Raw genomic sequence first — 23,707 nt, 5'->3', positions numbered from 1 at the left:
TGCGGTTCGGGCCGACGGTGGAGCGGTTGATCGCGGACGGTCTCGGCGTGTTCGTGGAGTGCAGTGCGCATCCGGTGTTGTCGATGAGCGTCCAGGAGACCGCCGATCCTGCCGCCCCGGTCACGACGGTCGGTTCGCTGCGGCGCGACGACGGCGGTCTGGGCCGGTTCTTGACGTCGCTCGCCGAGGCGCACGTGAAGGGTGTACGGATCGACTGGGCGCCGGAGTTCCCAGGCGCGCGGGTCGTCGATCTGCCGACGTACGCCTTCCAACGCGAGCGCTACTGGCTCGAAGCGCCCGCCCGCGACCTCGCGGCGCCGTCGCCCGGTGGTGGGCGGCCTGGCGACGAGGCCGAAGAGCGGTTCTGGGCGGCGGTCGAGCGCGAGGACCTGCGCGAACTCGCCGACACCCTCGGCCTCGACGACGCACCGCTCCAGGCCCTGGTCCCCGCGCTGTCCGCCTGGCGGCGTGGGCAGCGCGAGGAGAGCGTGATCGACTCCTGGCGCTACAAGACGGCGTGGCGCCCCGTGTCCCACTCCGCGGGCGCCCTCTCCGGCAGCTGGCTGCTCGTGGTGCCGACAGCGGGCTCGGCCGACCCCTGGGCCACGGCCGCCGCCCAGGCCCTGACGGAGCGCGGCGCCGGGCTCGTACGGCTGGACCTGGACCCCGATGCTGAGGGCGTCGACCGCGACGCGCTCGCCGCGACCCTGCGCAGGGTGTGCGACGGCGTCACCGACCTCGCCGGGGTGCTGTCCCTGCTCCCGCTGGACGAGGAGCCGCACGCGCGGTACTCGGCCACGCCGCGCGGTTTCGGTGCCACCAGGACGCTGCTCCAGGCCCTCGGCGACGCCGCGATCTGCGCACCGCTGTGGTGCGCCACGCGCGGCGCCGTCTCCACCGGGCCCTCCGATCCGCTGACCAGCCCCGCACAGGCCCAGATCTGGGGCATCGGGCGGGTGGCGGGCGAAGAGATCCCCGAGCGGTGGGGCGGGCTCATCGACCTTCCGCAGAGCGCCGACCAGCGCGCGCGGAAGCGGCTCGCCGACGTCCTCGCCGGGCTCGACGACGAGGACCAGGTGGCGGTGCGCCCCGCCGGGGTCTTCGCGAACCGGCTGGTGCGCGCCCCGTGGAGCGAGCCGCCCGAGCCGCGCGCGTGGGCGCCGAAAGGCACCGTGCTGATCACCGGCGGCACCGGGGCACTCGGCGGGCACGTCGCCCGCTGGCTGGCCGGGAACGGAGCGGAGCACCTGCTGCTCGTCAGCCGCCGGGGCCCGGCGGCCCCGGGCGCCGCCGACCTGGAGGCCGAACTCACCGCGCTGGGCGCCGGAGTCACCATCACGGCCTGCGACATCTCCGACCGTACGGAACTGGCGCGGCTGCTCGACGGCATCCCCGCCGAACGGCCGCTCGGCACCGTCGTGCACACCGCCGCCGTACTCGACGACGCGGTCCTCGACTCCCTCACCCCCGAGCAGCTCGACCGGGTGCTGCGGGTCAAGATGCGGGGCGCGGCCAACCTGCACGAGCTGACCCGCGAAGCGGACCTGTCGGCGTTCCTGCTCTTCTCCTCCTTCGCCGGGACCTTCGGCGTGCCGGGGCAGGGCAACTACGCCCCCGGTAACGCCTACCTCGACGCCCTGGCCAGGCACCGCCGCGCCCAGGGGCTGACCGCCACCTCGGTGGCCTGGGGACACTGGGCGGGTGGCGGCATCGCCTCCGGGGCGGCGGCGGAGCAGCTGCGCCGCAGGGGCGGCTCGGAGATCGAACCGGACCTCGCCCTGCGCGCGCTGCGGCGCATCCTCGACCACGATGAGACGTGCGTGGCGATGGCGCTCATCGAGTGGGACGAGATCGCGGCGCGCGGCGGCGGCATCGCCGGCCGCCCACGCCCGCAGCTGCGCGAGCTGTCCGACATCCAGCGCCTGCTGAACGCCGACAAGCCCGGCACGGCCGGGAAACACGAGGAGACGGCCACCGACGGGGCGGACTCCTTCGCCCGGACCCTGACCGCCGCCCCGGCGGCTGACCGTGACCGGATCGTCCTTGAGCTGGTACGGGGCCACGTCGCCGCCGTACTCGGGCACGCGACACCGGACAGCGTCGAGCCCGGCAGGCCCTTCCGCGAACTGGGCTTCGACTCGCTCACCTCGGTGGAACTCCGTAACCGCGTCGGCGCGGCGACGGGTCTGAGCCTGCCCGCCACGGTCGTCTTCGACCACCCGACACCGACGGCACTCGCACAGGAGCTACGGAGCCAGCTGATGGGCGCTGACGGAGCCGCCAACGCTGACCTGAGCGCAGCTCCGGGCGGCGCGGACGGAGCCGCCGTCGGCGGACCCGCGCAGTCCGGCGCGGCGGGCGGTGACGCGCACGCTCCGGCTCTGGCGACTGCGGCTGCGGTTCCGGCGGCGGAAGGCGCGCGGGCGCACGCGAAGGCGACAGGCGACATGGACGGCCCGCTCGTCGCCGAAGACCCGGTGGTCATCGTAGGGATGGCCTGCCGCATGCCTGGGGGAGTGGAGACCCCCGAACAGCTGTGGCGGCTGGTCGCCGACGAGCAGGACGCGGTCGGCGACCTGCCCACCGACCGGGGCTGGGACGTGGACGCGCTGGAAGGCGCCGGGCTCGACGTTCCCGGCATGCGCTACGTGCGGCAAGGCGGCTTTCTCGCCGAAGCCGCCTCGTTCGACGCCGAGTTCTTCAACATCAGCGAGCCCGAGGCCATCGCCATGGACCCGCAGCACAGGGTGCTGCTGGAGATGTCGTGGGAGGCGTTCGAGCGCGCCGGGGTGTCCCCGCACACCCTGCGCGGCAGCCGGGTGGGCGTCTTCGCGGGCACCTTCTCCCAGGGCTACTGGACCGGGCTCCAGGAGGTGCCCGAGGACGCGCGTTCGTACCTCAGCGGCGGCATCTCCCCGGCCGTCGCCACCGGCAGGATCGCCTATACCTTCGGCTTCGAGGGCCCCGTCCTGACCATCGACACCGGCTGCTCCTCGTCGTCCGTCGCCCTGCACCTCGCCGCGCAGGCCGTACGCCAGGGTGAGTGCGTCATGGCCCTGGCCGGTGGCGCCTCGGTGCTCGCCAACCCCGCCGTCTCGCCCGACATGGGCGTCGGCGCGGCCCCCGACGGCCGCTGCAAGTCGTTCTCGGCGGCGGCGGACGGCACCGGCTGGGGCGAGGGCGCGGGCATGCTGCTCGTCGAGCGGCTGTCCACGGCACGCGCCAACGGTCACCGCGTCCTGGCCGTCATCCGGGGCTCAGCGGTCAACCACAACGGAGTCAGCAACGGCCTCGGCGCCCCCAACGGCTCCTCCCAGCAGCGCGTGATCCGGCAGGCCCTCGCCAACGCCGGCCTCTCCGCCCGCCAGGTCGACGCCGTCGAAGGCCACGGCACCGGCACCCCACTGGGCGACCCCATCGAGGCCCAGGCACTCCTCGCCACGTACGGGGAGGGCCGGGACCCGCGGCGGCCGCTGTGGCTCGGCTCGTACAAGTCCAACACGGGTCACCCGCAAGCCGCCTCCGGGGTCATCGGCGTCATCAAGACGGTACTCGCCATGCGCCACGGCCTGCTGCCGAAGACGCTCCACTCCGAGGAGCCGTCGCCGCACATCGACCAGTCGGCGGGCACCGTCCGGCTGCTGTCGGAGACGGCCCCATGGCCGGAGACCGGCGAGCCGCGCCGGGCCGGTGTCTCCTCGTTCGGCGCCAGCGGCACAAAGGTCCACGTCATCCTGGAACAGGCACCGGACCCGGACCCGGACCCGGACCCGGACCCGGACCCGGCCCCGGGGTCGGGTCCGGGGTCGGCACGAACGACACCAGGAACGGGCACCGTAACGGGAGCGGAAGCCGGAACCGGTACAGGTGCTGCTGCTGGGACGGTCGCGTTTCCGGTGTCAGGCCGGTCCGACCGGGCATTGCGCGAACAGGCGCGGCGGCTGCGGGAGTTCGTCGCGCGACGACCGGAGCTGGACCCGACGGACATCGGCTGGTCGCTGGCCACGTCCCGGGCGGTGTTCGAACACCGGGCCGTCGTGCTCGCCGAAGGACGGCAGGGCCTGCTGGACGGCCTCGCCGAACTGGCGGGCGTACCGGAAAGCGGGGCTTCGGAGCCTGCGCGGGAGGAGGCGTCGAGGACGGCGGTGCGGGCACCGGCGTGGTCACCCCACGGCAGGCTGACCGACGGCAGCGTCATCAAGGGTGTCGCCCCGGCCGCTGACGGCCAGGCCGTCTTCGCCTTCCCCGCCGTCTCACCCGGCACGGGAGCGGGGGCGGGCACGGGAACGGTCCGCGAGCTGTACGACGCGTACCCGGCCTTCGCCGACGCCCTGGACGCCGCCTGCGCTCATCTCGACACCCGGCTGGAGTACTCGGCGCGCTCCTGGGCCCTGGACAGCGGCAGCGGCGAGGACGCGTGGCCGCCGTCGGCGACGACCGCGCACGCGGCGTCGTTCGCCATCGGCTCAGCGTTGTTCACCCTGCTGCATGGCTGGGGTGTGCCGCCCGCGGCGGTCGTCGGCGCGGGTTCCGGCGTGCTGGCGGCCGCCCATGCCGCGGAGGTCCTGACGACCGAGGACGCGGCGGAACTGCTGCTGACGCTCGCTCGCACCGACGGCGGTGGCGGTGACGGTGGCGCTGAGGGAGACAGCAACGGCCCCGGGCTGCGCGATCTGCTGTCCCGGCTGGATCTGCGCCCCCCCACGATCCCGGTGCTGTCGGCCCTCACCGGCCGTCCGGTGACGCCGGACGCCCTGCACACCGCGGAACACTGGGCGGACGGTTGGGCAGCCAAGGAACTGGCCCGTCCGGCCCGTACCGGCGGGCTCGTCGTACTCGGTACGGGGGAGGGCATCCCCGTACCGACGCGGGACGAGACAGCGACCGCGACAAAGCCGACCGAGGCAACCGCCCCGGACACCGAAGCGCCGACGGCCGTCACCTCGAACGCGCCGACGGCCGGAACCTCGAACGCGTCAACGAACGCGGCGGCGGTGACGACGGCGATGGCGACGGCCACGGCCACGGCCACGGCAGACGACGGGGCGGCTGCCGGGACACCGGGCGGACCGGCGGAAGAGGCGCTGCGCGCGCTGGACCCGGCGGGTACCCGCGCCGGACTGCTGGCCACCCTCGCGCGGCTGCACGCGCGTGGCGTGCCCGTCGACTGGCGCCAGGTGTACGGCGGCACGGGCGGCCGACTCGTAGAACTGCCCACCTACCCCTTCCAGCGCGGCAGTTACTGGCTGCGCATGCCGGTCGAAGCGATCGTGCGCGGCGTGACGGGCGGCTGAGCACCGGACACGGACGGGGCCCGACCGATTCGGGCCCCGTCAGCGCCACACCCACCACCGTGCGAGGAACAGCGAGCGGCGCCGCCCGTCGCCTCGCGCGCGAATCCCACCACCTGCACGCGCGGCCTAGCCGGAGCCACATCACCAAGCAAGCAAGCCGAACACCGATCAAGCGAGCCGAAAGAGGTGCACACCATGCCCAGTCCCACCCCGAACGCGCTGTTGCGCGGCGGCCCCGCCCACATGGAGGAAGAGGCCCGGATGCGGCATGTCGACGCCGAGGAGTCGCGCCTGAAGCTCCCCATGGGCAACTGCTACGAGCACTTCCGTGCCACCAAGGAGACGGTCAACCGAGAGGGAAGCGTCCTGCGGGTCTTCACGTGGGAAGGCCGTACGTACGTGGCCGAGTAGCCCAACCCGAGTAGCCCGAGTAGCGCATGAGGCGGGGAGCCCGGCGGACGCCGGGTGAACCCGCCACAGAGGGGCGCGCCTCCGCCACGTACAGGCGCGCCCCCGCCGGGCAGGGGCGTGCCCCTGGACCCACCGCGTACGGTGCTGGAGCACTTCTCAGCCCGCCCGGCGATGAGAATCCGTAGCCGTAGCCTCAGCCCGCCCCGGGCCGACGCTCGCTCCCGGCACCGGACCCGGAGTCGGTTCGCCCCGACGGACGAGGGGCAGCTCCGGGGTCCCCGGAACCGTCACCAGCACCGGCACGATCACCCGCGCCCGCGCCCGCATCAGCCCCCGCTCCAGCTCCCAAACCTGCACCAGCCCTCACAGCAGCACCAGCACTGGCATCGGAACTCACCCCAGCATCGGAACTCACCCCAGTCCCACCTCCGCCCGCACCAGGCCGCCACCACGCGACGTCACCGAGCAAGCCCATCACGGCGGGGACGAGCATCATGCGGATCACCGTGGCGTCGATGATCACGGCAGTCGCCAGCCCGATGCCGATGATCTTGATCAGCGTCTCGGGAACGGAGACGAAGCTCAAGAAGACGCAGGCCATGATGATCGCGGCGGCGGTGATGACCCCCGCCGTCGACGACAATCCGGCGATCACCGCCCGGCGCGGGTCCTTGTCACGCTCGTACGCCTCGCGGATCGCGGACAGCAGGAAGACCTCGTAGTCCATCGACAGCCCGAACAGCACGGCGAACAGCAGCATCGGCACCGCGGACATGATCGGCACGGTCTTGTCCACCCCGATCAGCTCCAGGCCCCAGCCCCACTGGAACATCGCGGTGATCACGCCGAAGGAGACGCCGATGGACAGCAGCGTCATCACCGCGGCCTTCAAGGCGATGACCGGAGCCCGGAACATGCCGACCAGCAGCAGTGTCCCCGCGCCGACCACCGCCAGGACCACCCACGGCAGCCGCGCGCCGACCACGTCCGCCATGTCGATCTGGAGCGCCGTTGAGCCGCCGACGAGCGCGCGCCCGCCTGAGTCCGCGAGCGCCTCAGGGGCGATGTCGTCGCGGATGCGGTGGACGAGGTCGCTGACCTCCTTGTCCTGCGGGGCGTGCCGGGGCACGACGGTCAGCAGCGAGGCCGCCCCGTCCTCGCTGCGGTCGGGCGGCGTGGCCTGTTCGACCTCGGGGTCGTCCTTCAGAGCGTCGGCGAGCCGGGCGGCACCGTCCTTGTCGGCGTCGGTGACGGTGATGATCAGCGGAGCGTTCCAGCCGGGGCCGAAGTTGTCGGCGATGATGTCGTACGCCTGACGCTGCGTCAGATCGGCGGGCTGGATGCCGTCGTCGGGGTTGCCCAGGCGCAGCGAGAGGAGCGGCGCCGTGAGCGTGACGAGTAGCGCGGTCGTCGAGACCGCGTAGATCAGCCGGTGCCGGTGCACGTGGGCGCCCCAGCGGGCGGCGGGTCCTTCGGTCGGCTCGGCGGCCGGTTTCCGCGCGGCGCGGCGGCGCAGTTTGGGCAGCGGGAGCGCGTTCACCCGGTGGCCGAGGAGGCCGAGCAGCGCGGGCAGCAGCGTCAGCGCCGCCACCATCATCACGGCGACGGTGATCGCCCCGGCGATGCCCATGGCGCCGACGAACGGGATGCCGGCGAAGCTCAGGCCGAGGATGGCGACGACCACCGTGCCGCCGGCGAACACCACCGCGTGCCCCGCGACGGCGGAGGCGTGCCCGGCCGCGGCGGTGGGGCTGTCGCCGTCGGCGAGGTTCGCGCGGAACCGGCTCAGGATGAACAGCGCGTAGTCGATGCCCGCGCCGAGTCCGAGCATCACGGCGATGATCGGTGCCGAGGTGGGGATGTCGATGACCGCGCCGACCAGCAGCACCAGAGCCGTACCGGCGGCGATGCCGACGGCGGCCACGACCAGCGGCAGGCCCGCGGCGACCAGTGACCCGAAGGCGATGATGAGAACGATCAACGCCGCGCCGACGCCGACGAGTTCGGCGGCGCCCGTGGTGGGCTCCGTGCCCAGGTCGATGACCATCCCTCGGAACTCGACGTCGAGTCCGGCGCCCCGTGCGCCCTCGGCGGCCTCGTCCAGTCGTTCGTAGTGCGACTTGCTGAGGTCGCCGAGCTCCTTGTCGTAACTGACGCTCGTGGTGGCGACCTTGCCGTTCTCACTCGGCAACGGCTTGTCGACCTTGCTGACGTCCGGCTGGTCCCTGATGTCGCTGAGCATCCGCTCGACGGCGGCCGAGCGCTCGGGGCTGTCCAGCTCGCCGTCGCGGGCCTGCCAGACGATCTGGGAGTCGACGGCCCCGAAGGAGGGGAAGTGGTCGCGGGCCGCATCGGTGGCTTCCTGGGACTCCGCGCCCGGCACCCGGAAGTCGTTGACGAACGTCCCGCCGGCGGCCTGCCCGACGGCCAGTAGCGCCACGGCCGCGAGGAGCCAGGCGGAGATCGTACGCCAGGGGCGTAGAGCACATGTTCGGCCAAGAGAATCCAGTAGGCGCTCCATGTTTTGATAAAAGCTCAGCCTCGAAAAAATTGCAAGGCGTGCAAAAATGCATGGCGTGCTGATTCTGGGGTAGGCTTGCCGCATGATCGATACGGCGGAGCCCGGGGGGCTGAGAGAGCGCAAGAAGCTGCGGACGCGACGCGCGCTCATCGAGGCCGCCGTCCGGCTGGTGGACCTGAAGGGGTACGAGGAGACGACGGTCGCGGAGATCGCCGCGGCGGCCGACGTCTCGACGCGGACGTTCTTCAGCTACTTCCCGGGCAAGGAAGACGTCCTCTTCGCGGACAGTCAGCAGCGAGTCGACATGCTGGTCGGGGTCATCTCCGAGCGCCGCCCCGCAGAGCGGGTCGCCGACCTCCTGCTGCGCGCCCTGGAGACCGTCGTGTCACCGGACGCGGCCGAAGACCTCACCGGCGAGCTCTCCTCGCTGCGCGTCCGGCTGATCCTGTCCTCGCCCGCCCTCCAGGCCAGGGCGCTGCACTGGCTGTTCGAAGCACAACGCCAGATGACCGCGGCCCTGTTGGAGGTGTACTCGGACGAACTGGCGGAGCCGGAGGCTTCGGCAGCGGTCGGCGCGCTGGTCGGAGCCCTGGTGAACACGGCCCTGATCTGCCTGGCGCGCGACGTCACGGCGAAGGAGCTGCGCGATGCCCTCAGCCGGGCGGCCCACGTGGCGTTGGGCGGCCTGGCGGCGGTAGGCGGCTCCGTGACCACCCCCCAGGAGGTGGGCCAGTCCTAGCCGTCAGCGGCCGCTGAAGCCGCCGACAGCGAAAGCGCGCCCCCACCCCACCTGGCCGTCATCGGCCACACAAGCCGGGCGGGGCCCCGTGAGCTTCCCCCGAGCCACCGGGCCCCGCCCTCACTCATGCGCGTACGCGCGTACGGGGCGATACGCGCGGGCCGCCGAAGCCGAAGCGAGCGGCCAGCGGCTGACCGGCCACCGGCCAACGAACCACCGGACCCCGGACGGTAAAACCCGAGCCACGAGGCGGCAAGAACAGCAACCACGATCAACAACATAGTCGGCCGGGAGGCGGAACTCAGCGCCCGGTGCCGCTCCCGCTCACCGCGCCACGGGCGGCGTCCGCCGAGCAGAACTCGGCGTCGAACATCTTCTCGTACGGGGCGCCGTCCTGCAGCCAGTCACCGTTGAGGTTGAATGTGAGGGCGTGCGAACCGTCCCTGGTGACGGCCGCACTGGTCAACGAGCCCCAGACGATGCCGTCGTGCCCCCAGACGGTGACCCCGCAGGACAGGTCGCGAGCGATCAGACCGAGCCCGTACCGGTAGTGCTGACCGGTCTCCACCGTCGTGAACATTTCCTTCATCTGCTGCTTCGGGAGCAGCCTTCCGCGCGTCAGCGCGCTGAAGTAGCGGTTGAGGTCGCCGCTCGTGCTGATCATCTCGCCGGTGGCACCCGACCAGGTCGGGCTGTACTCGGTGGCGTCGTACACCTCGGGCCCGGGGTTCGCCGCGTACAGCTTGGAATAGCCGACGGGGTGCGGCGCCGGAAGAGTCGTCTTGGTGCCGGGGAAGGACGTCCCGCGCAGGCCCAGCGGCTTGATGATCCGCTTCTCGGCCTCGTGCGCGTACGTGTCGCCGGTGACCTTCTCGATGACCATCCCGGCGAGCACGTAGTTGGTGTTGGAGTAGTGCCAGCCGCCGCCGGGCTTGAAGTACGGCTGGTACTTCAGCGCCATCGCGATGATCTCCTGCGGCTTCTTGACGTCGAACCGGTGCTTCAGGAAGCCCGGCCCGTTCATCGTCTCGTTCCACTCCGGGGTCTCCACGCTGTCGTGTATCCCGCTGGTGTGGTTGAGTATCTGCCGAATGCTGATCTTGCTCGCGTCGTACCCCTCGCCCTTGACGACGCCGGGCAGCCACTTCTCCACAGAGTCGTCAAGGCCCAGCTTGCCCTCCGCCTCCAGCTGGAGAAGAACGGTGGACATGAAGGTCTTGGTGATGCTGCCCGCCCTGAAGTGATCAGCGGAAGTCCGCTTGTGCTTGGTGCTCGTATCGGCATACCCCGCCGACCCGAACCACTTGCCATCAGCGGTCCGAGCCTCACCCGCGACGCCCGGCATCCCGCTCTTCACCAGCCCGTCCAGCGCGTCCTGCGTCGGCTGATGCGCCCCACGCCCCACCTGCGCCGGTGCCGCACTGACACCAGGCTGAGCGACCGCGGGCCCGGCAAGCGCGACCGCACCCGCGACCGTGGTGACGGTGAGACCGATCAACGCGCGACGAACCCGCGCGGAAGAAGCCAACATGCTGTCCCTCTCGATCATCCTTGAACCCCGTTAGGAGACCCTTAGTGAGGGCAGCCTAAGTGATCACTGTGGTAGGCGCATGCGTCTCCTCCGACTCACCCGCCCCACCTGGCGCAGCACCCCGAACAGGCGCACGCTGGAAGTGAGTACCCCTCGCACAGGCGGGTGATGGCCATGCGCCGCACTCTCGCAGCAGGCTCCGTAGTCCTCCTCGCTCTGACAGGGGCGGCAGCGTGCAACGGCTCGGACTCCGACTCCCCGGACCGCGAGAGGCGACCTCCAGCGGCCAGCACCCCGGCCCCGCACACGACGACGGTCACGGCACCCCCTCCCACCGCCACCGAGACCCCGCCATCGACGACCCGCGCGCCCAAGGCGCCGCCCGCAACCGCCGGCGCCGAGGCAACGGTGCGGGCGTACTTCGACGCGATCAACGCCCGCGACTACGACCGGGCGTGGGACCTCGGCGGCAAGCGACTGGGCGGCTCCTACGACGCCTTCGTAGCGGGCTTCGCGGACACCGAGCGGGACACGGTCCACATCACGGGCACGGAGGGCGACAAGGTCACGGTGGAACTGGACGCCTTGCAGACGGACGGCAGCCACCAGTTCTTCGAGGGCACGTACACGGTGCGTGGGGGAGTGATCGTGAGCGCGGACATCAGGGCGGTGAACTCCGCACCGCCGGATGAGAACGAGCCATCGCTGCCGTACAAGAACTGCGCGGAGGCGAGCGAGGCGACGGACACCCCCATCGACGAGGGCGAGCCCGGGTACGCCCCACACCTGGACCGGGACGATGACGGCGAGGCCTGCGAGCCGTACTACCCGTGAGTCCGCACAGACCTCCCCGGCTGGACGACGACGGCGCCGGAGGGGTGCGATAGCGGGTGCCGCCTCCCCAACGCAGCGCCCCGAAGGGGGCCGCCCGACCGAAAGTGACCTTGTTGTCCCTGACGCCCCGTGCTCCGCTGAACACGAAGCTGGGCCGGCCGACCGGGGGACTCCGTGGACGACTTACGTACTCAACGCTGGCGTCGCTACGGACACGACCGCGTGTACGTGAACCGGGCAACAGGCGCGGACACGGTGGCGGTGGCGTGGTACGACTGCAAGACCGGCAGGACCGAGATCGTCGACGAGCGCTACAGAGACGCCGCCCTCGCCGCACTGACTCCCTACCTCCTGCCGCCACCGGATGCCGCAGCGGCTCCGCCGATCCCGCCGATCCCGCCGATGCCCACGGCGTCGGCACAACGAGGCCCTGGACCTCCCACCGCCGCCGACCAGGACGTCATCGCCCCGGAAGCCGACCTCTCCACCAATGAGCCAGGAGCCCAGCTGAGGCGACTCATCGAGAGCGCCGAGCCAAAGCCCTGGCTGCGTCTCCTCAAGCGCTGGTTCGGACTCAACGGGGAACTGAAGTGGTGGGAAATCGGCCTGGCTGGTGAGCTCATCACCGGCAAGAGCCTGAACCGGCTGCGTTCTCAAGGCTGGTACGTCCTGCACTCCGTAGAGCTGCCGAGCGGATCGGACATCGACCACATAGCGATCGGCCCGCCAGGTGTCTTCACCATCAACACCAAACACCACAGGGGCGGACGTATATGGCTGGGGGACCGCGTGGCCATGGTCAACGGTCAGCGTAACGAGCACGTCAGGAACAGCCTTTACGAAGCGAGGCGAACAAGCCGCATACTCAGCCGCGCCTGCGGCTTCGCCGTCGAGGCGCAGCCCGTACTGGCCGTAGTCGGAGCGGCCAGCATGACGATCAGATCCGCTGCACCCCCGCTCCGATTGATCGACGGCGCCACGGCGGCGGGCGCGCTGTCGTCACTCCCGCCCATCCTCTCCGCGAGCACCGCCGAACGCATCTACACGATGGCTCGCGACCGGAGCCTGTGGCTGCCCACGGGGAAGCAGTCCCCGGAGCAGTGACGCATTGCCGACCAGGAAGCGGCTCGATTGAAAGCACACGACTCCTGCCCCGCACCCACAGGCCGCACCTGCACCAGCCTCTCCCTACCACCGTGACGAATCACAGGCCGGGCGGCTCCTGCGCACCGGCGTACCGAACAGCCGACGCGAAGCCCGGACCGCCGGCACAGCCACCGTTCAGGGCGAGCGTTTCACGCTCCCGGTCAGCGTTCGGAACCCTCCAGCGCCTGGCTGACGGCCGTATGCAGCCTTCTCGCCCGGCTTTCGTCGAGTCCTTCGAGAAGGCGGAGCGCCTCCTGCCTGTGCTGCCGAGCCAACGGCACCGACTGGTCGGCCTCGCCGTCCAACGCTGCGGCAAGGCCGCGCAGCGCGATCGCCAACTGCCAGCGGTCCCCCAGCTCGCGGTGGACCGTGGCAGCGCGTCGGTGAAAAGCCACGGCATCCTCGAAGTGGCCCAGGCGCCGGTACACCTCTCCGGTGCCGTTCCACGCGAGCGCCTCCCGTGAGCGGTCCCCCGACCACAGATGCAGGACGGCAGCGCGCTGATACGAGACCAGCGAGTCCTCGTCCTGTTCATTGGCCAGCTGCGCCTGACCCAGTTCCAGCAACCAGTAGCCCCTCGCATACGCGATTGCGCTGGCGCACGGCGATGTCCACGGCACTCAGTGCCGCGCTCAGCGCTTCCTGCGGCTGCCCGGTCTCCCGCCGAACCGCACTCGGAATCCTGAGTGCGTTCCCCACGCTCCGCTGATCGTCCCGCGCCCGATGAGCGGCCAGGGCCCGCCGGGTCAGCGGCCTCCGACAGCCGTCCGGCTTCGCAGCCTCGGTCGTATGCTTCTCTGAACCGTTAGCAGAGGCTTCTGCGGACCTTCAGCGAGTGAATAGTCTATGCCCGGATGATCAGGCAGATAAGGTGCGGCAAGTTTTTAGGGGGGAGGGGAAAATGAGCGATCCAGCGCTGCTCCAGCGGTTCCAGGCCTGGCTTCAGCCCGCGCCCTCAGCGGAAGACGAAGCACGCGGTGCTTTCTTCACAGATGCGCTGATCGTGCTCGACACCAACGTGCTTCTCAGCCTGTACGAGTGCACGGCGGTATCCCGGGAGGAAGATCTTTCAGCGCTTGAGCAGGTCTGGCCGCCTGTAGGTGCCGTACCAGGTCGGTCTCGAGTTCGTCCGCGGGCGCCGAAGCGTACTGGAGTCGCGCAAAAGAGCACTCGCAGATGCCGCCAGGGACGTCAACAGCAAGCTGATGGCTGCTCGCAGGACTATCGTCGAGGCGAAGAACCTGGTCCGGGCCAACTCGAGAAGTATGCGAGAGCCCCTGAAGAGATCGCGGAGTTGGACGAGCTGGTCCGCGACAACGGATGCAGGGGAAGTGCGTCGGACGGGACTGCCTGCTGATGCCGAGTTGTCAGCTGATCTTGGCCCGGTGCTGGGAGAACAAGTCGTGGCGCTGGTGGTCATTCTGGCCGACGAAAGCTTTGAACTCTCCCAGGCTGTAGGCGGGACCGCCGGTCTTGCGCTCGGTCATCTGCAATTCGAAGTCGTGCCCGAGGTGGTTCAGATGGCGTTCAACCTCGGGCTGCTCCATCGCAACGCCGACCTTGCCGAGCTTCGCGATAATCTGCTCGACCGTCAGGGGCCTGGTGCTTCCGCGCAGCAGTCTGTATACCGGGTCGTGCACGGCACTGGAGGTCTCGACGAGAGGCCGCGGCTCGCCTCTCTGGAGGAGCGCGTCCCTGATGGCTTCCCCCAATGCCTTGGCGACGGGGGGCGGGAACGCGTTGCCGATCTGCCGGTAGACCGAGGTCTTGCGGCCGAGGAACTCCCAGTCGGAGAACTCCTTGCCGTACCAACCCTGGATTCTCGCAACCATCTCGGTCGTGAGCTTCGGCCCGGGGACACCCTCTGCGGGTCGCCATCCCGGCTCAGGCGCCTCGTTCCTTACGCCCATGGCGTCGACCCCGAGCGCCGCCCAGGCCCGCTTCGCGCGGGTCGGGCCGAGATCCGCGCCACCGTGCTTCTTGGAGCCGCCGACGATGGTGGGGGCGATGTCGTTCGCCTTGGCTGCCCACGCCTTGACTTGCTCGGGTTCCCAGCCGTTCGCCCCCATCAGGTCGGCGAGCACCTCGCCGACGCTAGGTGCTTGGGTTGAATTCTTCTGGGGCCACTCGAAGTACTCCGCGTATTCAGGGCGGAGTGCGACGAGTACGAACCGCGGACGCAACTGGGGCACCCCGAAGTCCGAGGCATGGAGCAGCTGCCACGCGGCGATGTAGCCGAGTTCGTGGAGCTTGTCGAGGACGACCTGCCGGTATCCGGAGAACCGGTTCGCGCTGAGGCCGCGGACGTTTTCAAGCAGGAGAGCCTTCGGCTCCATCCTGCTGCACAGCTCGACGATAGCCCAAGCGAAGAGGTCGCGCTCGTCGCTGGTCCCGAGCTGCTTGCCCGCGATACTGAAGGGGGGGCAGGGCACGCCTCCGGCCAGGAGCGCGACATCCTTGTGCTCGTCCGGGTTCCAGATTTTTGGATCTGCTACATCTCCGACCTGTACAAGATCGGCAGGCGCATCTACACCGTCCTCCTTGAGGACCCTGCGAAGGTTGTTTTCCAAAGTCTTAGCGGCCTGGGCGTCGAGCTCGACCGCGAGCCGGTGGGTGAAACCGGCGCGATGCAGCCCGAGGGACTGGCCGCCCGCGCCGGCGCAGATCTCGACGACGTCGAGTCGCTGCTCGCGCTCCGATGCCGACATTCGATCTCCTTCCGGACACGCAGGCGTGGCCAGCGCAAGGGCAGCAGTGTTCTGCTGGCCCGTAGACATCACCAGGCATCCGGCTGCACGTGGCCCCCGTGGCAGCACGATAGCCGGAGGCCTCGGGGGAGCGGCGGCCGATTGGTGCGGTGAGCCGGATGAGATGGTGAAGTCTACGGCGCATCTCGGGCAACCTCTGACGCGCTCCGCCTCGTATGCCCTGTTGGAGCGGCGGAGGGTCACTCTTCGAGCGCGGACCGGACCTCGTCCCGGGCGTCTGCGGGCAGGCGGCGGTAGGTGTTCCAGGCCCGCTCCAGTGGCGTAGAGCCGCGACGGCCCCGCTCGATCCACCGGAGAAGCCGCTTCTGGTCTCCGGGGTCGAGCGCTCTGACACTGATGAGAGCCTCGTCGGCGCGGGCGGGGCTGCCGTCGGAGCCTGAGCGGCAGCGCTTGCACTCCGTAACTAGAAGAATGCTCTTGCGCCCATCAGGGAGGACTGTCTCACGCCGGGTGACGGAGAGTACCGCGGTCTGATTGGAGTCGTCGACGTACGGCTCGCCACCGGAGATGCCGCAGACCGTGCACATGTAGTGATCACGGGTCATGACGGCCTGCTTCTCTTTGGCCGTGATCGCCTTCTGCGGCGCTGCGGCCCGACGGGCCGCAGGGTCCCAGACCGGGACTCCGGCGCTGACGAACCGCTGGTCTTCGGCCATCAGCGTCGCGTCTTCGGTGTTCGTGAGTATGACCCAGCCGTAATCGCGGAGATCGCGGATACGCCGATCGGCCTGGGAGACGCCGGGGAAGGCTTCGCGGAGCTGCTCCTTGGTGAACGTGTTCCCTTCACCGATCTTTTGGACGAGCCAGAGTGCTCCGCGGACCATGGTTCCGGCCTCGATCTCGTTCCAGGCGGGAAGAGACACGTCTGCTCCGTTCTCCGATACTTGAGAGGCCGATTATCGGTGATCAGGACCTCCGCTGTCAGCGGGCCCTGCAATGATTCAGGGCGAGTGGGTTAGGTCCGGTCTTTTGGAGGCTCAGGCTATGGCTGTGAAGTTCGGCGTTCCGCCCGAGGGCGAGAGGATTCGATCTTTGGTGGAGGAGCGGTTGAAGCAGGCCGTGGACGAGAATGGTGCCAAGATCACGGTGGAGTGGCGCGGCGAGCAGAAGCACCTGCACGTGATTTCCATGCCGGTCGACATGCTCTACTTCAATCCGGACACGCACCGCATCCGCGCGCAGCGCACCCTGGACCCGGACCGCAACCAGACCCTGGACGAGGAGCCGTGGAGCGAGGCGGCGCAGGGGTACCTACACGACTTGCTGCGCTGCAGCCCGTCGAACCCGAACCAAACCGACCCGGATTACACGGCACTTCAGGACGAGCTAGACGACTTCGGGCAGAAGGAGCCGGGCATTATCAGCCCGGACGGCATCCTCGTCGACGGCAACACTCGCTGCGCCGCGCTCAAGGACATCGGGATCAAGGATATTCGTGTCGGCGTGCTCCCCGCGGACACCTCCCGCCGCGACATCAACGACGTCGAGCTGGCCCTCCAGCTGCGCCGGGACAAGCGCCGCGAGTACTCGTACATCAACCGGCTCATCGCCATCGAGGACAAGCTCTCGTCTGGTGGGCGCGAGGAGGACGTGGCGCGGGACTTCAACATCAAGACCCGCACTCTTCGCCAGGACCGCTGGGTATACCAGTTGATCAGGGACGCGATCGACCGCAGCGGCACCGGCAGCGGCATCGGACTGCGCCTAGCGGACTTCGAGGAGCAGCAGGAGAAGCTGCGCGAGCTGCAGCGCGACTACACCACGCTGCGCAAGACCGACCCGGATGCTGCCGAGCAGCTGAAGGAGTCGCGCCTGGCTATGGTCGTGCTGAACTACCCCAAGACGTCGGTACGCCTCGCCGACGCAGACTTCCACAGCCGCTACCTGGATGAACGGCTGCCTGACGAGCTGAGGCCGGAGCTCCAGCAGTCCGCTGCCGTGTCGATCCCGGGACTCCCCGGTGTAGCAGTCCCCGGCGCCACCGCTGCGGTCAAGACCACCCGTGCGCTCACGGACGCCCTGCTCCAGGCCAAGGCAGCCGCGCAAGCCGGGGACAAACTGGAAGCCGCAGCTGTCGCCGAGGCGGATGCGCTTACCAAGTCGGCGCGCGCGACATTCGACGTGGCGGTCAAGATGGCCGGGCAGAACGCCCAACTGCAGAAGCGGCAGGTCGCAGTCCCAGAGCGCCTCACGGATGCCGCCGACTACGTCAACCAGTGCGCGCGCGAGTTCGCGGAAGCCAAAGCCAAGCGCGCCCTTGACGACGACGCCTTCGACGACGCCCTCCTCACCCTCCGTGCCAGTCTCGCACGACTGGCGAAGCAGGCCGAGCGCACGTTCAGCTCCCCGGGCGACGGCGTCGCCTGGCTGCTCGATGCCGCACGGGAGCACTGATGGCGGCGGCAGGAACCGGGCCAAGCCTGTCCATCGAGTTCGGGGACAGCGTGACCAAGGCCCGGCTCAGAGCCGGTAGCGGGTACGAGGGTGAGTTGCGGCGTCTCGCGCTGCGGTTCGGCAGCAGTGTGCAGCGATCGCCCGGGACGGCCGAGGTCGAGATCGACGAGCTCCTAACCAATCTTGCGGTGCTCGCGGCTTGGCCCCGAGCGGACAGCGTTGCATGGGACCCCCAGCTGGCTGCGCTCGCCACGGACTCGGCCATGGACGCGCAGGCAGTGGCTGAGCGGCTCGACCCGGCTACCGACTCCGATGGAGAAGTGGACGCCGGGTATGTCGAAGGCCTGCTCGGCCCGGGCTGGACGGCGGACCTGACCGGCTTCCAGCGCAGGGACATCGCGAAGCTCCTGTTCCTGCGGCACGGAGCGAACTTTTCCGTCCCCGGCGCTGGCAAGACCCGTGTCGGCCTGGCGGTCTTCCACGCCCTGCGGCGCAGCGAAGGGCTGGAGCGGCTGCTGATCGTCGGTCCGAAGTCCTGCTACGAGTCCTGGCAGTACGAGAACCAGGAGTGCTTGGATGAGCCGCTGCGCATGGACGTGTTCTCGCGGGACGCCGATCCGGCAGCGGACGCGCTCATCGTGAACTACGAGCGCCTGCGCTCGGAAGGGGCTGTGAACGAGCTAGGCCAGTGGCTGACCGCTCGGCCGTCTATGCTGCTGCTCGACGAGGCCCACCGGATGAAGCTCGGCGCTGACGGCACGTACGGCGCGGCCTGCCTCGCGCTGGGGCCGCGCAGCCGCCACCGGCTCATCCTGACCGGGACGCCAGCGCCCAACGGCGTCAAGGACTTGGAGAACCTCTTCGGCTTCGTATGGCCTGGGCACGGTCGGCAGCGGGTGATCCAGGCCGTGGCCGGCGGCGATCTCGCCAAGGCCAGCCAAGTCCTGCGGCCGCTGTTCACACGCACGACCAAGGGGGAGCTCGAACTGCCCCCGGTGACCACGACTTTGCGCCCGGTCCCCATGCCTCCGCTGCACCAGGAGGTGTACGAGGCGCTCATCGGCCGGTTCTCTGCTCGGGCTGCCGGCTCCGAGGGAGACTTCCAGGCCTTTGGAAAGATCATCGTCTACATGCTGATGGCCGCAACCAGCCCGGCGCTCCTGTCCGTCGGCACCACGCGGCACGAGCCGCTCTCCTACCGGGTGCCACCGCTCCCAGTCCCGGAGGGGACCCCGCTGTTCGAGCTCATGCGGGACCTCCCCAGCTACGAGCTGTCCCCGAAGTACCAGGAAGTCCTCGCTATCGTTGCCGCGAACGCCGCCCGGGGACGCAAGACGCTCGTCTGGTCGACGTTCATCCGGAGCCTGAACACGCTGGACCGCATCCTCGGCGAGTTCTCGCCGGCCATGGTCCACGGAGGCATTGAAGACCTCGACCGCGAGGCCCAGATCGAGCGCTTCCGCAGCGATCCCGACTGCATGGTGCTGCTGTCCAATCCCGCCACCCTCGGCGAGGGCATCAGTCTGCACCACCACTGCCACGATGCTGTCTACGTCGACCGGGACTTCACAGCCGGCCGTTTCCTCCAAAGCCTCGACCGCATCCACCGCCTCGGTCTCGCCCCTCAGACGGAGACCAGGATTACAGTGCTCGCTTCGGAGGGCACGATCGACGGGATCGTTGACCAGCGGCTCAGCGACAAGCTCCAGTTTATGGGGCGCATCCTCGACGACCCCGCAGTCCAGCAGCTCGCAGACCTCGACGAGGAGCCTGCCATCGGCGGCGGCCTTGACCAGCGCGACCTCCAGGCTCTGATGGGCCACCTCCGTGCCCGTACCGCCTGAGCCGGTCCTGCGCGCAGCGGTCCGCTGGCTGGAGAGGCTCCCCGCCAGCGGCGCCGCTCGTGTCCGCGCGCTGTTCACCACGCATAGCGAGTACAGCGACATAACGCCGACCCAGTACGACGCGGCGTACGCGTGGATGCGTGAGACCGGGCTCCTGGACGACTTGCGCAGCGGCACCCCCGCGCACCGCCGGGTCTTCGACTCCGCGCTGGCCCACAGCGGAGCGCCGTGGCTCCCGGACGCCGACCTCCTCGTCCGTGGACCGGACGAACTCCCCGATGACGCCCGCCGTGCGGCTGAGGCCCTCGGCCTCAGCGAGCATGAAGCGTACGCACAGCTGAATGCAGTGTGGGGCAAAGTGGACACGAGTGAGCGCTCGCGGATCGGAACGGCAGGCGAGCTTGCCCTCGTCAACCTGCTGGCGGCGTCAGCTGAGGCCCAGGTAGAGCACGTCGCAGCGTGGACCGACGGCTACGGCTACGACATCTCCGTCCATGCTTCGCGGTGCGACGCCCACCTGGAAGCGAAGTCGACACTGCGCCGCGGCCGCCTCACCGTCTACATCTCGCGCAACGAGTACGAGACCATGCTGCGCGACCCGGCGTGGGAGCTGGTGGGAATCCGCCTCACGCCCGAACTGGAGCTGAAGGCGGTCGCGACGGTGCCGAGAGGCTGGATCGCAGCCCAGGTCCCGGCCGACCGCAGTGACCACGGGCGCTGGGAGTCATGCCGCCTCGATGTACCTCCCGATGTGCCAGTACCGGGTATCCCGCGTATCGCCCCGGTGCTGGCGGATAACGCCTCAGAGCTGCTCAACGGCATGACGGGGTGGCCTGGTTAACGCCCCTCGCGGTGTAAATCCGGGCAGCAGAACGCCCGACTCATTCGGGCTGCCCCAGGCCGGCGTGCTTGGCTGCGGCTTCGCGGCGTGACACGACCGCTTCGCAGACGGCATGGGAGCATGTCTCCGCCGATTCATGCTCCCAGAAGCGCAGGACCAGCCACCCCGCCTCCATGAGGCGTGCGTCCGTATCACGGTCGCGCTGGACATTGCGCCCGATCTTCTCGCGCCAGTATTCAGGGTTCGTCTTCGGCGGTACGAAGTGCTCCGGGCAGCCGTGCCAGAAGCAGCCGTCGACGAACACGGCGACGCGAGTCGGACGGAACACGAGGTCTGCGGTACGGCGCATCCGCGGAAGCGGCTTCGCAGCGACCCGGTACCGCAGTCCGGCGGCGTGGACCAGGGAGCGCAGGGCACGTTCCGGCGAAGTGTCGCGATTGCGGTTGCCGAGCATGCTGCGGCGGTTGGCAGCAGACGACGCCCAGGACCCCACAGGGGGCGCCCAGGGCGTGGCATCTGGATCAGGAAGCTGCTTGGCCATCGGACCGCCAGTGTAAGGGCGGCCTTGATAGAGGGCCGCAATCTGCCGTGGCCCAGCGATGGACCTTGCCCAGGGACCCGCAAATGCCCGCTGGTCCGAGACACTCGTCAACTTCACAGCACATGATGTAACGCCGAGTTGCTCTCAGACCTTCATCTGAGAAACCAATTAATGGTGGGAACTCGCGCCGGTCCGGCAGATCGAGAACCAGCGTGGAGAGTTGCCACCAATAAGCGTAGGTCGACGGCTTCGCTGATCGGTTGGCGTACGGCGGCGGGAAACGTAGCGGCTGTGGGAGAGTCGTCGCACGGTACTCGGTGGCTGTGGACTGCATTCGCAGTCCTCGTGTGCGGGCTGACCCGGCCTGCCGACTGTGTCGGATATGTGCCGCGGGCAGTAAGAGACACCTAGTACAAAGCGGGACCCAGTAAGACTGGGCCCCGCTCTTCCATGTCGGCATCCGCCCTGGTCAGCGCTGGATTTTTGCTGACTTCAGGCGAGTGCCCCCGGCAGGATTCGAACCTGCGCACACGGCTCCGGAGGCCGTTGCTCTATCCCCTGAGCTACGGGGGCGTGTCTGCCGTCTTTCGTGGCGACGGGTAGAACCCTACCAGCTCAGCGGGGGTGGCCATGAACACTTTTCGGTGGGGCCGGGCTGGTCGCTGGTGGCGGTTGGCGAACGGTGGCGCGGGGGGAAGGGAGGGTGCGCTCAAGGGGGAGTCAGGGGTCCTTAGTGGGCGGGGTATGGGGGTGGTCGTCGTGGGCTTGCGGGCTGGGGCGGGTGGGCGCGGGAGGTGGTGCGGAGAGCGGGGTCAGGGGGCAGGGAGGGAGATCCGGAACGTGGGGGCCGAGGTGGGGCGGGGGCCATAGCGCATCGTGGGGGTTCCTGGGCGGTGTTGGTGAAAGGTCCCCCGCACGTGGCGGAAGTGGGCAAAACCCGGACGCGGCTGGAGGTGCCCGCCTACCCTTCGAGTTGTGCCTGGCTTGTCGGGCCGGGTCCTTGTCGTCGACGACAACAAGGTCATCCGGCAGCTGATCAGGGTCAACCTTGAGCTAGAGGGCTTCGAGGTCGTGACCGCGGCTGATGGTGTCGAGTGCCTGGAGATCGTGCATCGTGTCCAGCCGGATGTGGTGACCCTTGATGTGGTGATGCCCCGTCTCGACGGGTTGCGTACCGCCGCGCGGCTGCGCGACGACGTGCGTACGCGGCATCTTCCCGTCGCGATCGTCAGCGCTTGCACACAAACGGAAGTGGATTCCGGTCACTCCGCCGGGGTCGATGCCTTCCTGGCGAAACCGTTCGAGCCCACGGAGCTGGTACGGATCGTGCGGCAGCTGGTCCGGCAGGCGGCAGGGCCTGCGGCCGGCGATGACGGTGACGAGGAGGGCGGCCCGGGGTCGGACTCCGCCGAAGGGGTTGAACCGGTCGTCCGACCCGGCGGATGAGCTCCCCGGAGTGCCTGGTCGACCGTTCCTGTTCGTCGACCGTTCCTGTTCGTCGGCGCAGACTCGTTCCCACCTGATTGCTTCCGGTTCCTTCTTCCTCCCTGTGTCTCTGTGCGGGCCTGTTCCTGCGTGCGGCTTGTGACCGTTCGGCCTCGGTCGGCGGTGGGTCGGCTCGCCCTGTGAAACCCGTTCGCGAACACACCCCCCTCTACCCATACGCTTAGTCCGTGACACCCGCCCAGCTCTCCCGCACCGTGCTTGATGTCGTGCGTTGTGCCGTCCAGGCCGGTGAGCTGCGTGTTCCCGCGACGTCGTTGTTGGAGCTGGGCGAGGCGCCCGGTCGGGCGGGGTGCGCCGTGGCGGGCTCGGGGCGGGCGGTTGTGCAGGGGCCGCCGCGCGCTGGGTGTGGGGATTTCGCTTCCAATGTCGCGCTGCGGCTCGCCGGGGCCGCCGGGCAGTCGGGGCGGGATGTCGCCGAGGTGCTGCGGCGGCGGCTTGAGCGGGAGCCGGGGATCGCTCGGGTGGAGGTCGCCGGGCCGGGGTTTCTCAACATCACGCTCGCTGCCGACGCGCTTGAGCACCTGGTGTCCGAGGTGCTCGCGCGCGGGCGTGCGTACGGGCATGGGGAAGGGCTCGCCGGGGTCCGGGTGCGGCTCCTGCACCAGGGGCGGCCGCGCGCCCGCGTGGTCGCTCAGGCCGTGGTGCGCATGGCCGCCGCCTGCGGTGCCGACGCCAGAGAAGACGCCAGAGAGGCAGACGTCCCTGCGCCTGGTGCTGTCACCGATGCCGCGCCTCGTACTGTCGCCGGTGCTGAGACTCGTGCCGCGCACGGGGACTGGGAGCTTCTGCTCGTACGGGAGACCGGGTTCAGTAGTGCGGAGCTTGAGGAGCGGCTCGGTGTGGACGGGGCGCGGTGGGCGCTGCTGCGGGCTGCCGCGCATGACGCGCCGCGCTGTGCCGCGGCCGAGGTGCTGGCGCAGCGTGAGAGCAATCCGTTGTTCCGGGTGCGGTACGCCCATGCCCGGGTGCGTGCTCTGCTGCGTAACGCCCGTGATCTGGGGATAGGTCCGGTGAGCGCTCCCGACCGCGGCGGGCCGAGCGGTGCCTGCCGTGATGATCAGGCCGTTGCCCTGCTCGCGGCGCTCGCTGACTTTCCGCGGGTGGTGGAGGCCGCCGCCACGCGCCGGGCGCCCGATCGGGTCGCGCGGCAGCTTGAGGTCACCGCTGACGCCTTCTTCCGCTGGCGTGACGCGTGTCCGCTGCTGCCCATGGGCGGGGAGAAACCCTTGGCCGTTCACCGTGCCCGTCTGGCCCTCGCCGAGGCCACGGGAACGGTGCTCGCCAACGGCCTGACCCTGCTCGGCATCTCCGCACCCGAACACCTCTGAGTAGCTGTA

At 69.7% G+C, this 23,707-nt stretch carries 16 protein-coding genes and 1 tRNA gene; 10 read left to right on the top strand and 7 right to left on the bottom strand.

Features of this window, described 5'->3' with window-relative positions:
* Positions 1–5,294, top strand: a 5,294-nt coding sequence (locus tag AC5P1B_RS23355) for an SDR family NAD(P)-dependent oxidoreductase (RefSeq protein ID WP_493889408.1), incomplete at its 5' end; no start/stop codon positions are given.
* A 195-nt stretch (positions 5,295–5,489) separates the two neighbouring features.
* Positions 5,490–5,705 (top strand): DUF5988 family protein, encoded by a 216-nt coding sequence (locus AC5P1B_RS23350; protein ID WP_493889406.1) that lies wholly within the window; start codon positions 5,490–5,492, stop codon positions 5,703–5,705.
* A gap of 193 nt (positions 5,706–5,898) precedes the next feature.
* Here AC5P1B_RS23350 and AC5P1B_RS23345 read toward each other — a convergent pair whose 3' ends face one another.
* Complete coding sequence (locus tag AC5P1B_RS23345; protein ID WP_493889405.1) at positions 5,899–8,145, bottom strand: MMPL family transporter; 2,247 nt, start codon at positions 8,143–8,145, stop codon at positions 5,899–5,901.
* Between the two features lie 163 nt (positions 8,146–8,308).
* Here AC5P1B_RS23345 and AC5P1B_RS23340 point away from each other — a divergent pair, with 163 nt between their 5' ends.
* Positions 8,309–8,965, top strand: a complete 657-nt coding sequence (locus tag AC5P1B_RS23340; RefSeq protein WP_493889404.1) for a TetR family transcriptional regulator — start codon at positions 8,309–8,311, stop codon at positions 8,963–8,965.
* 301 nt (positions 8,966–9,266) lie between these two features.
* On the opposite strand, the gene AC5P1B_RS23335 is transcribed toward AC5P1B_RS23340, so the two are convergent.
* Complete coding sequence (locus AC5P1B_RS23335; protein WP_493889403.1) at positions 9,267–10,496, bottom strand: serine hydrolase domain-containing protein; 1,230 nt, start codon at positions 10,494–10,496, stop codon at positions 9,267–9,269.
* A gap of 174 nt (positions 10,497–10,670) precedes the next feature.
* Between AC5P1B_RS23335 and AC5P1B_RS23330 the strand changes: the two genes are divergently transcribed.
* Positions 10,671–11,330, top strand: a complete 660-nt coding sequence (locus tag AC5P1B_RS23330; RefSeq protein WP_493889402.1) for an excalibur calcium-binding domain-containing protein — start codon at positions 10,671–10,673, stop codon at positions 11,328–11,330.
* A gap of 228 nt (positions 11,331–11,558) precedes the next feature.
* Positions 11,559–12,434, top strand: coding sequence for a nuclease-related domain-containing protein (locus AC5P1B_RS23325; protein WP_493889401.1), 876 nt, complete (start codon positions 11,559–11,561; stop codon positions 12,432–12,434).
* A 203-nt stretch (positions 12,435–12,637) separates the two neighbouring features.
* Here the strand turns inward: AC5P1B_RS23325 and AC5P1B_RS23320 are convergent, their stop codons facing one another.
* From AC5P1B_RS23320 to AC5P1B_RS23310, 3 genes are all read right to left on the bottom strand, one after another.
* Positions 12,638–13,042 (bottom strand): hypothetical protein, encoded by a 405-nt coding sequence (locus AC5P1B_RS23320; protein ID WP_493889400.1) that lies wholly within the window; start codon positions 13,040–13,042, stop codon positions 12,638–12,640.
* An 801-nt stretch (positions 13,043–13,843) separates the two neighbouring features.
* Positions 13,844–15,184, bottom strand: coding sequence for a DNA cytosine methyltransferase (locus tag AC5P1B_RS23315; protein ID WP_493889399.1), 1,341 nt, complete (start codon positions 15,182–15,184; stop codon positions 13,844–13,846).
* Positions 15,185–15,423: 239 nt separating this feature from the next.
* On the bottom strand, positions 15,424–16,107 hold the full coding sequence (locus AC5P1B_RS23310; RefSeq protein ID WP_493889397.1) for a KpnI family restriction enzyme N-terminal domain-containing protein: 684 nt from the start codon (positions 16,105–16,107) through the stop codon (positions 15,424–15,426).
* A gap of 121 nt (positions 16,108–16,228) precedes the next feature.
* Between AC5P1B_RS23310 and AC5P1B_RS23305 the strand changes: the two genes are divergently transcribed.
* Genes AC5P1B_RS23305 through AC5P1B_RS23295 form a run of 3 tightly spaced genes read left to right on the top strand, consistent with a single transcriptional unit; the run spans position 16,229 to position 20,323 of the window.
* Positions 16,229–17,638 (top strand): transcriptional regulator, encoded by a 1,410-nt coding sequence (locus AC5P1B_RS23305; protein ID WP_493889396.1) that lies wholly within the window; start codon positions 16,229–16,231, stop codon positions 17,636–17,638.
* Positions 17,638–19,482 carry a DEAD/DEAH box helicase gene (locus AC5P1B_RS23300; RefSeq protein WP_493889395.1) on the top strand — a complete coding sequence of 615 codons (1,845 nt, stop codon included), beginning with the start codon at positions 17,638–17,640 and terminating at the stop codon, positions 19,480–19,482. The genes AC5P1B_RS23305 and AC5P1B_RS23300 overlap by 1 nt, the downstream gene beginning before the upstream one ends.
* On the top strand, positions 19,466–20,323 hold the full coding sequence (locus AC5P1B_RS23295; protein ID WP_493889394.1) for a protein NO VEIN domain-containing protein: 858 nt from the start codon (positions 19,466–19,468) through the stop codon (positions 20,321–20,323). Before AC5P1B_RS23300 ends, AC5P1B_RS23295 begins: the two co-directional genes overlap by 17 nt.
* 40 nt (positions 20,324–20,363) lie before the next feature.
* On the opposite strand, the gene AC5P1B_RS23290 is transcribed toward AC5P1B_RS23295, so the two are convergent.
* Together AC5P1B_RS23290 and AC5P1B_RS23285 are read right to left on the bottom strand one after the other, a co-directional pair.
* On the bottom strand, positions 20,364–20,864 hold the full coding sequence (locus AC5P1B_RS23290) for a very short patch repair endonuclease (protein ID WP_493889392.1): 501 nt from the start codon (positions 20,862–20,864) through the stop codon (positions 20,364–20,366).
* A 501-nt stretch (positions 20,865–21,365) separates the two neighbouring features.
* Positions 21,366–21,437 (bottom strand) — tRNA-Arg (locus AC5P1B_RS23285).
* A 402-nt stretch (positions 21,438–21,839) separates the two neighbouring features.
* On the opposite strand from AC5P1B_RS23285, the gene AC5P1B_RS23280 reads away from it, so the two are divergent.
* Both AC5P1B_RS23280 and nrtL read left to right on the top strand, forming a co-directional pair.
* Positions 21,840–22,310, top strand: a complete 471-nt coding sequence (locus tag AC5P1B_RS23280; RefSeq protein WP_493889391.1) for a response regulator — start codon at positions 21,840–21,842, stop codon at positions 22,308–22,310.
* A gap of 227 nt (positions 22,311–22,537) precedes the next feature.
* The gene (gene nrtL / locus AC5P1B_RS23275) at positions 22,538–23,698 is read left to right on the top strand and encodes an ArgS-related anticodon-binding protein NrtL (RefSeq protein ID WP_493889389.1); all 1,161 of its coding nucleotides are present in this window, start codon (positions 22,538–22,540) and stop codon (positions 23,696–23,698) included.
* Positions 23,699–23,707 lie beyond the last annotated feature (9 nt).

The sequence above is a fragment of the Streptomyces sp. A01 genome (genome assembly GCF_059026195.1).
Note: the sequence above shows the minus strand (reverse complement) of the source record. Positions and strands in the feature narration are given on the sequence as shown.

Bases quoted from the DNA above. Each gene is read 5' to 3' on its own strand.
- AC5P1B_RS23350 (WP_493889406.1), top strand. From the start codon at position 5,490: ATGCCCAGTCCCACCCCGAACGCGCTGTTGCGCGGCGGCCCCGCCCAC.
- AC5P1B_RS23340 (WP_493889404.1), top strand. From the start codon at position 8,309: ATGATCGATACGGCGGAGCCCGGGGGGCTGAGAGAGCGCAAGAAGCTG.
- AC5P1B_RS23335 (WP_493889403.1), bottom strand. From the start codon at position 10,496: ATGTTGGCTTCTTCCGCGCGGGTTCGTCGCGCGTTGATCGGTCTCACC.
- AC5P1B_RS23330 (WP_493889402.1), top strand. From the start codon at position 10,671: ATGCGCCGCACTCTCGCAGCAGGCTCCGTAGTCCTCCTCGCTCTGACA.
- AC5P1B_RS23315 (WP_493889399.1), bottom strand. From the start codon at position 15,184: ATGTCGGCATCGGAGCGCGAGCAGCGACTCGACGTCGTCGAGATCTGC.
- AC5P1B_RS23305 (WP_493889396.1), top strand. From the start codon at position 16,229: ATGGCTGTGAAGTTCGGCGTTCCGCCCGAGGGCGAGAGGATTCGATCT.
- AC5P1B_RS23300 (WP_493889395.1), top strand. From the start codon at position 17,638: ATGGCGGCGGCAGGAACCGGGCCAAGCCTGTCCATCGAGTTCGGGGAC.
- AC5P1B_RS23290 (WP_493889392.1), bottom strand. From the start codon at position 20,864: ATGGCCAAGCAGCTTCCTGATCCAGATGCCACGCCCTGGGCGCCCCCT.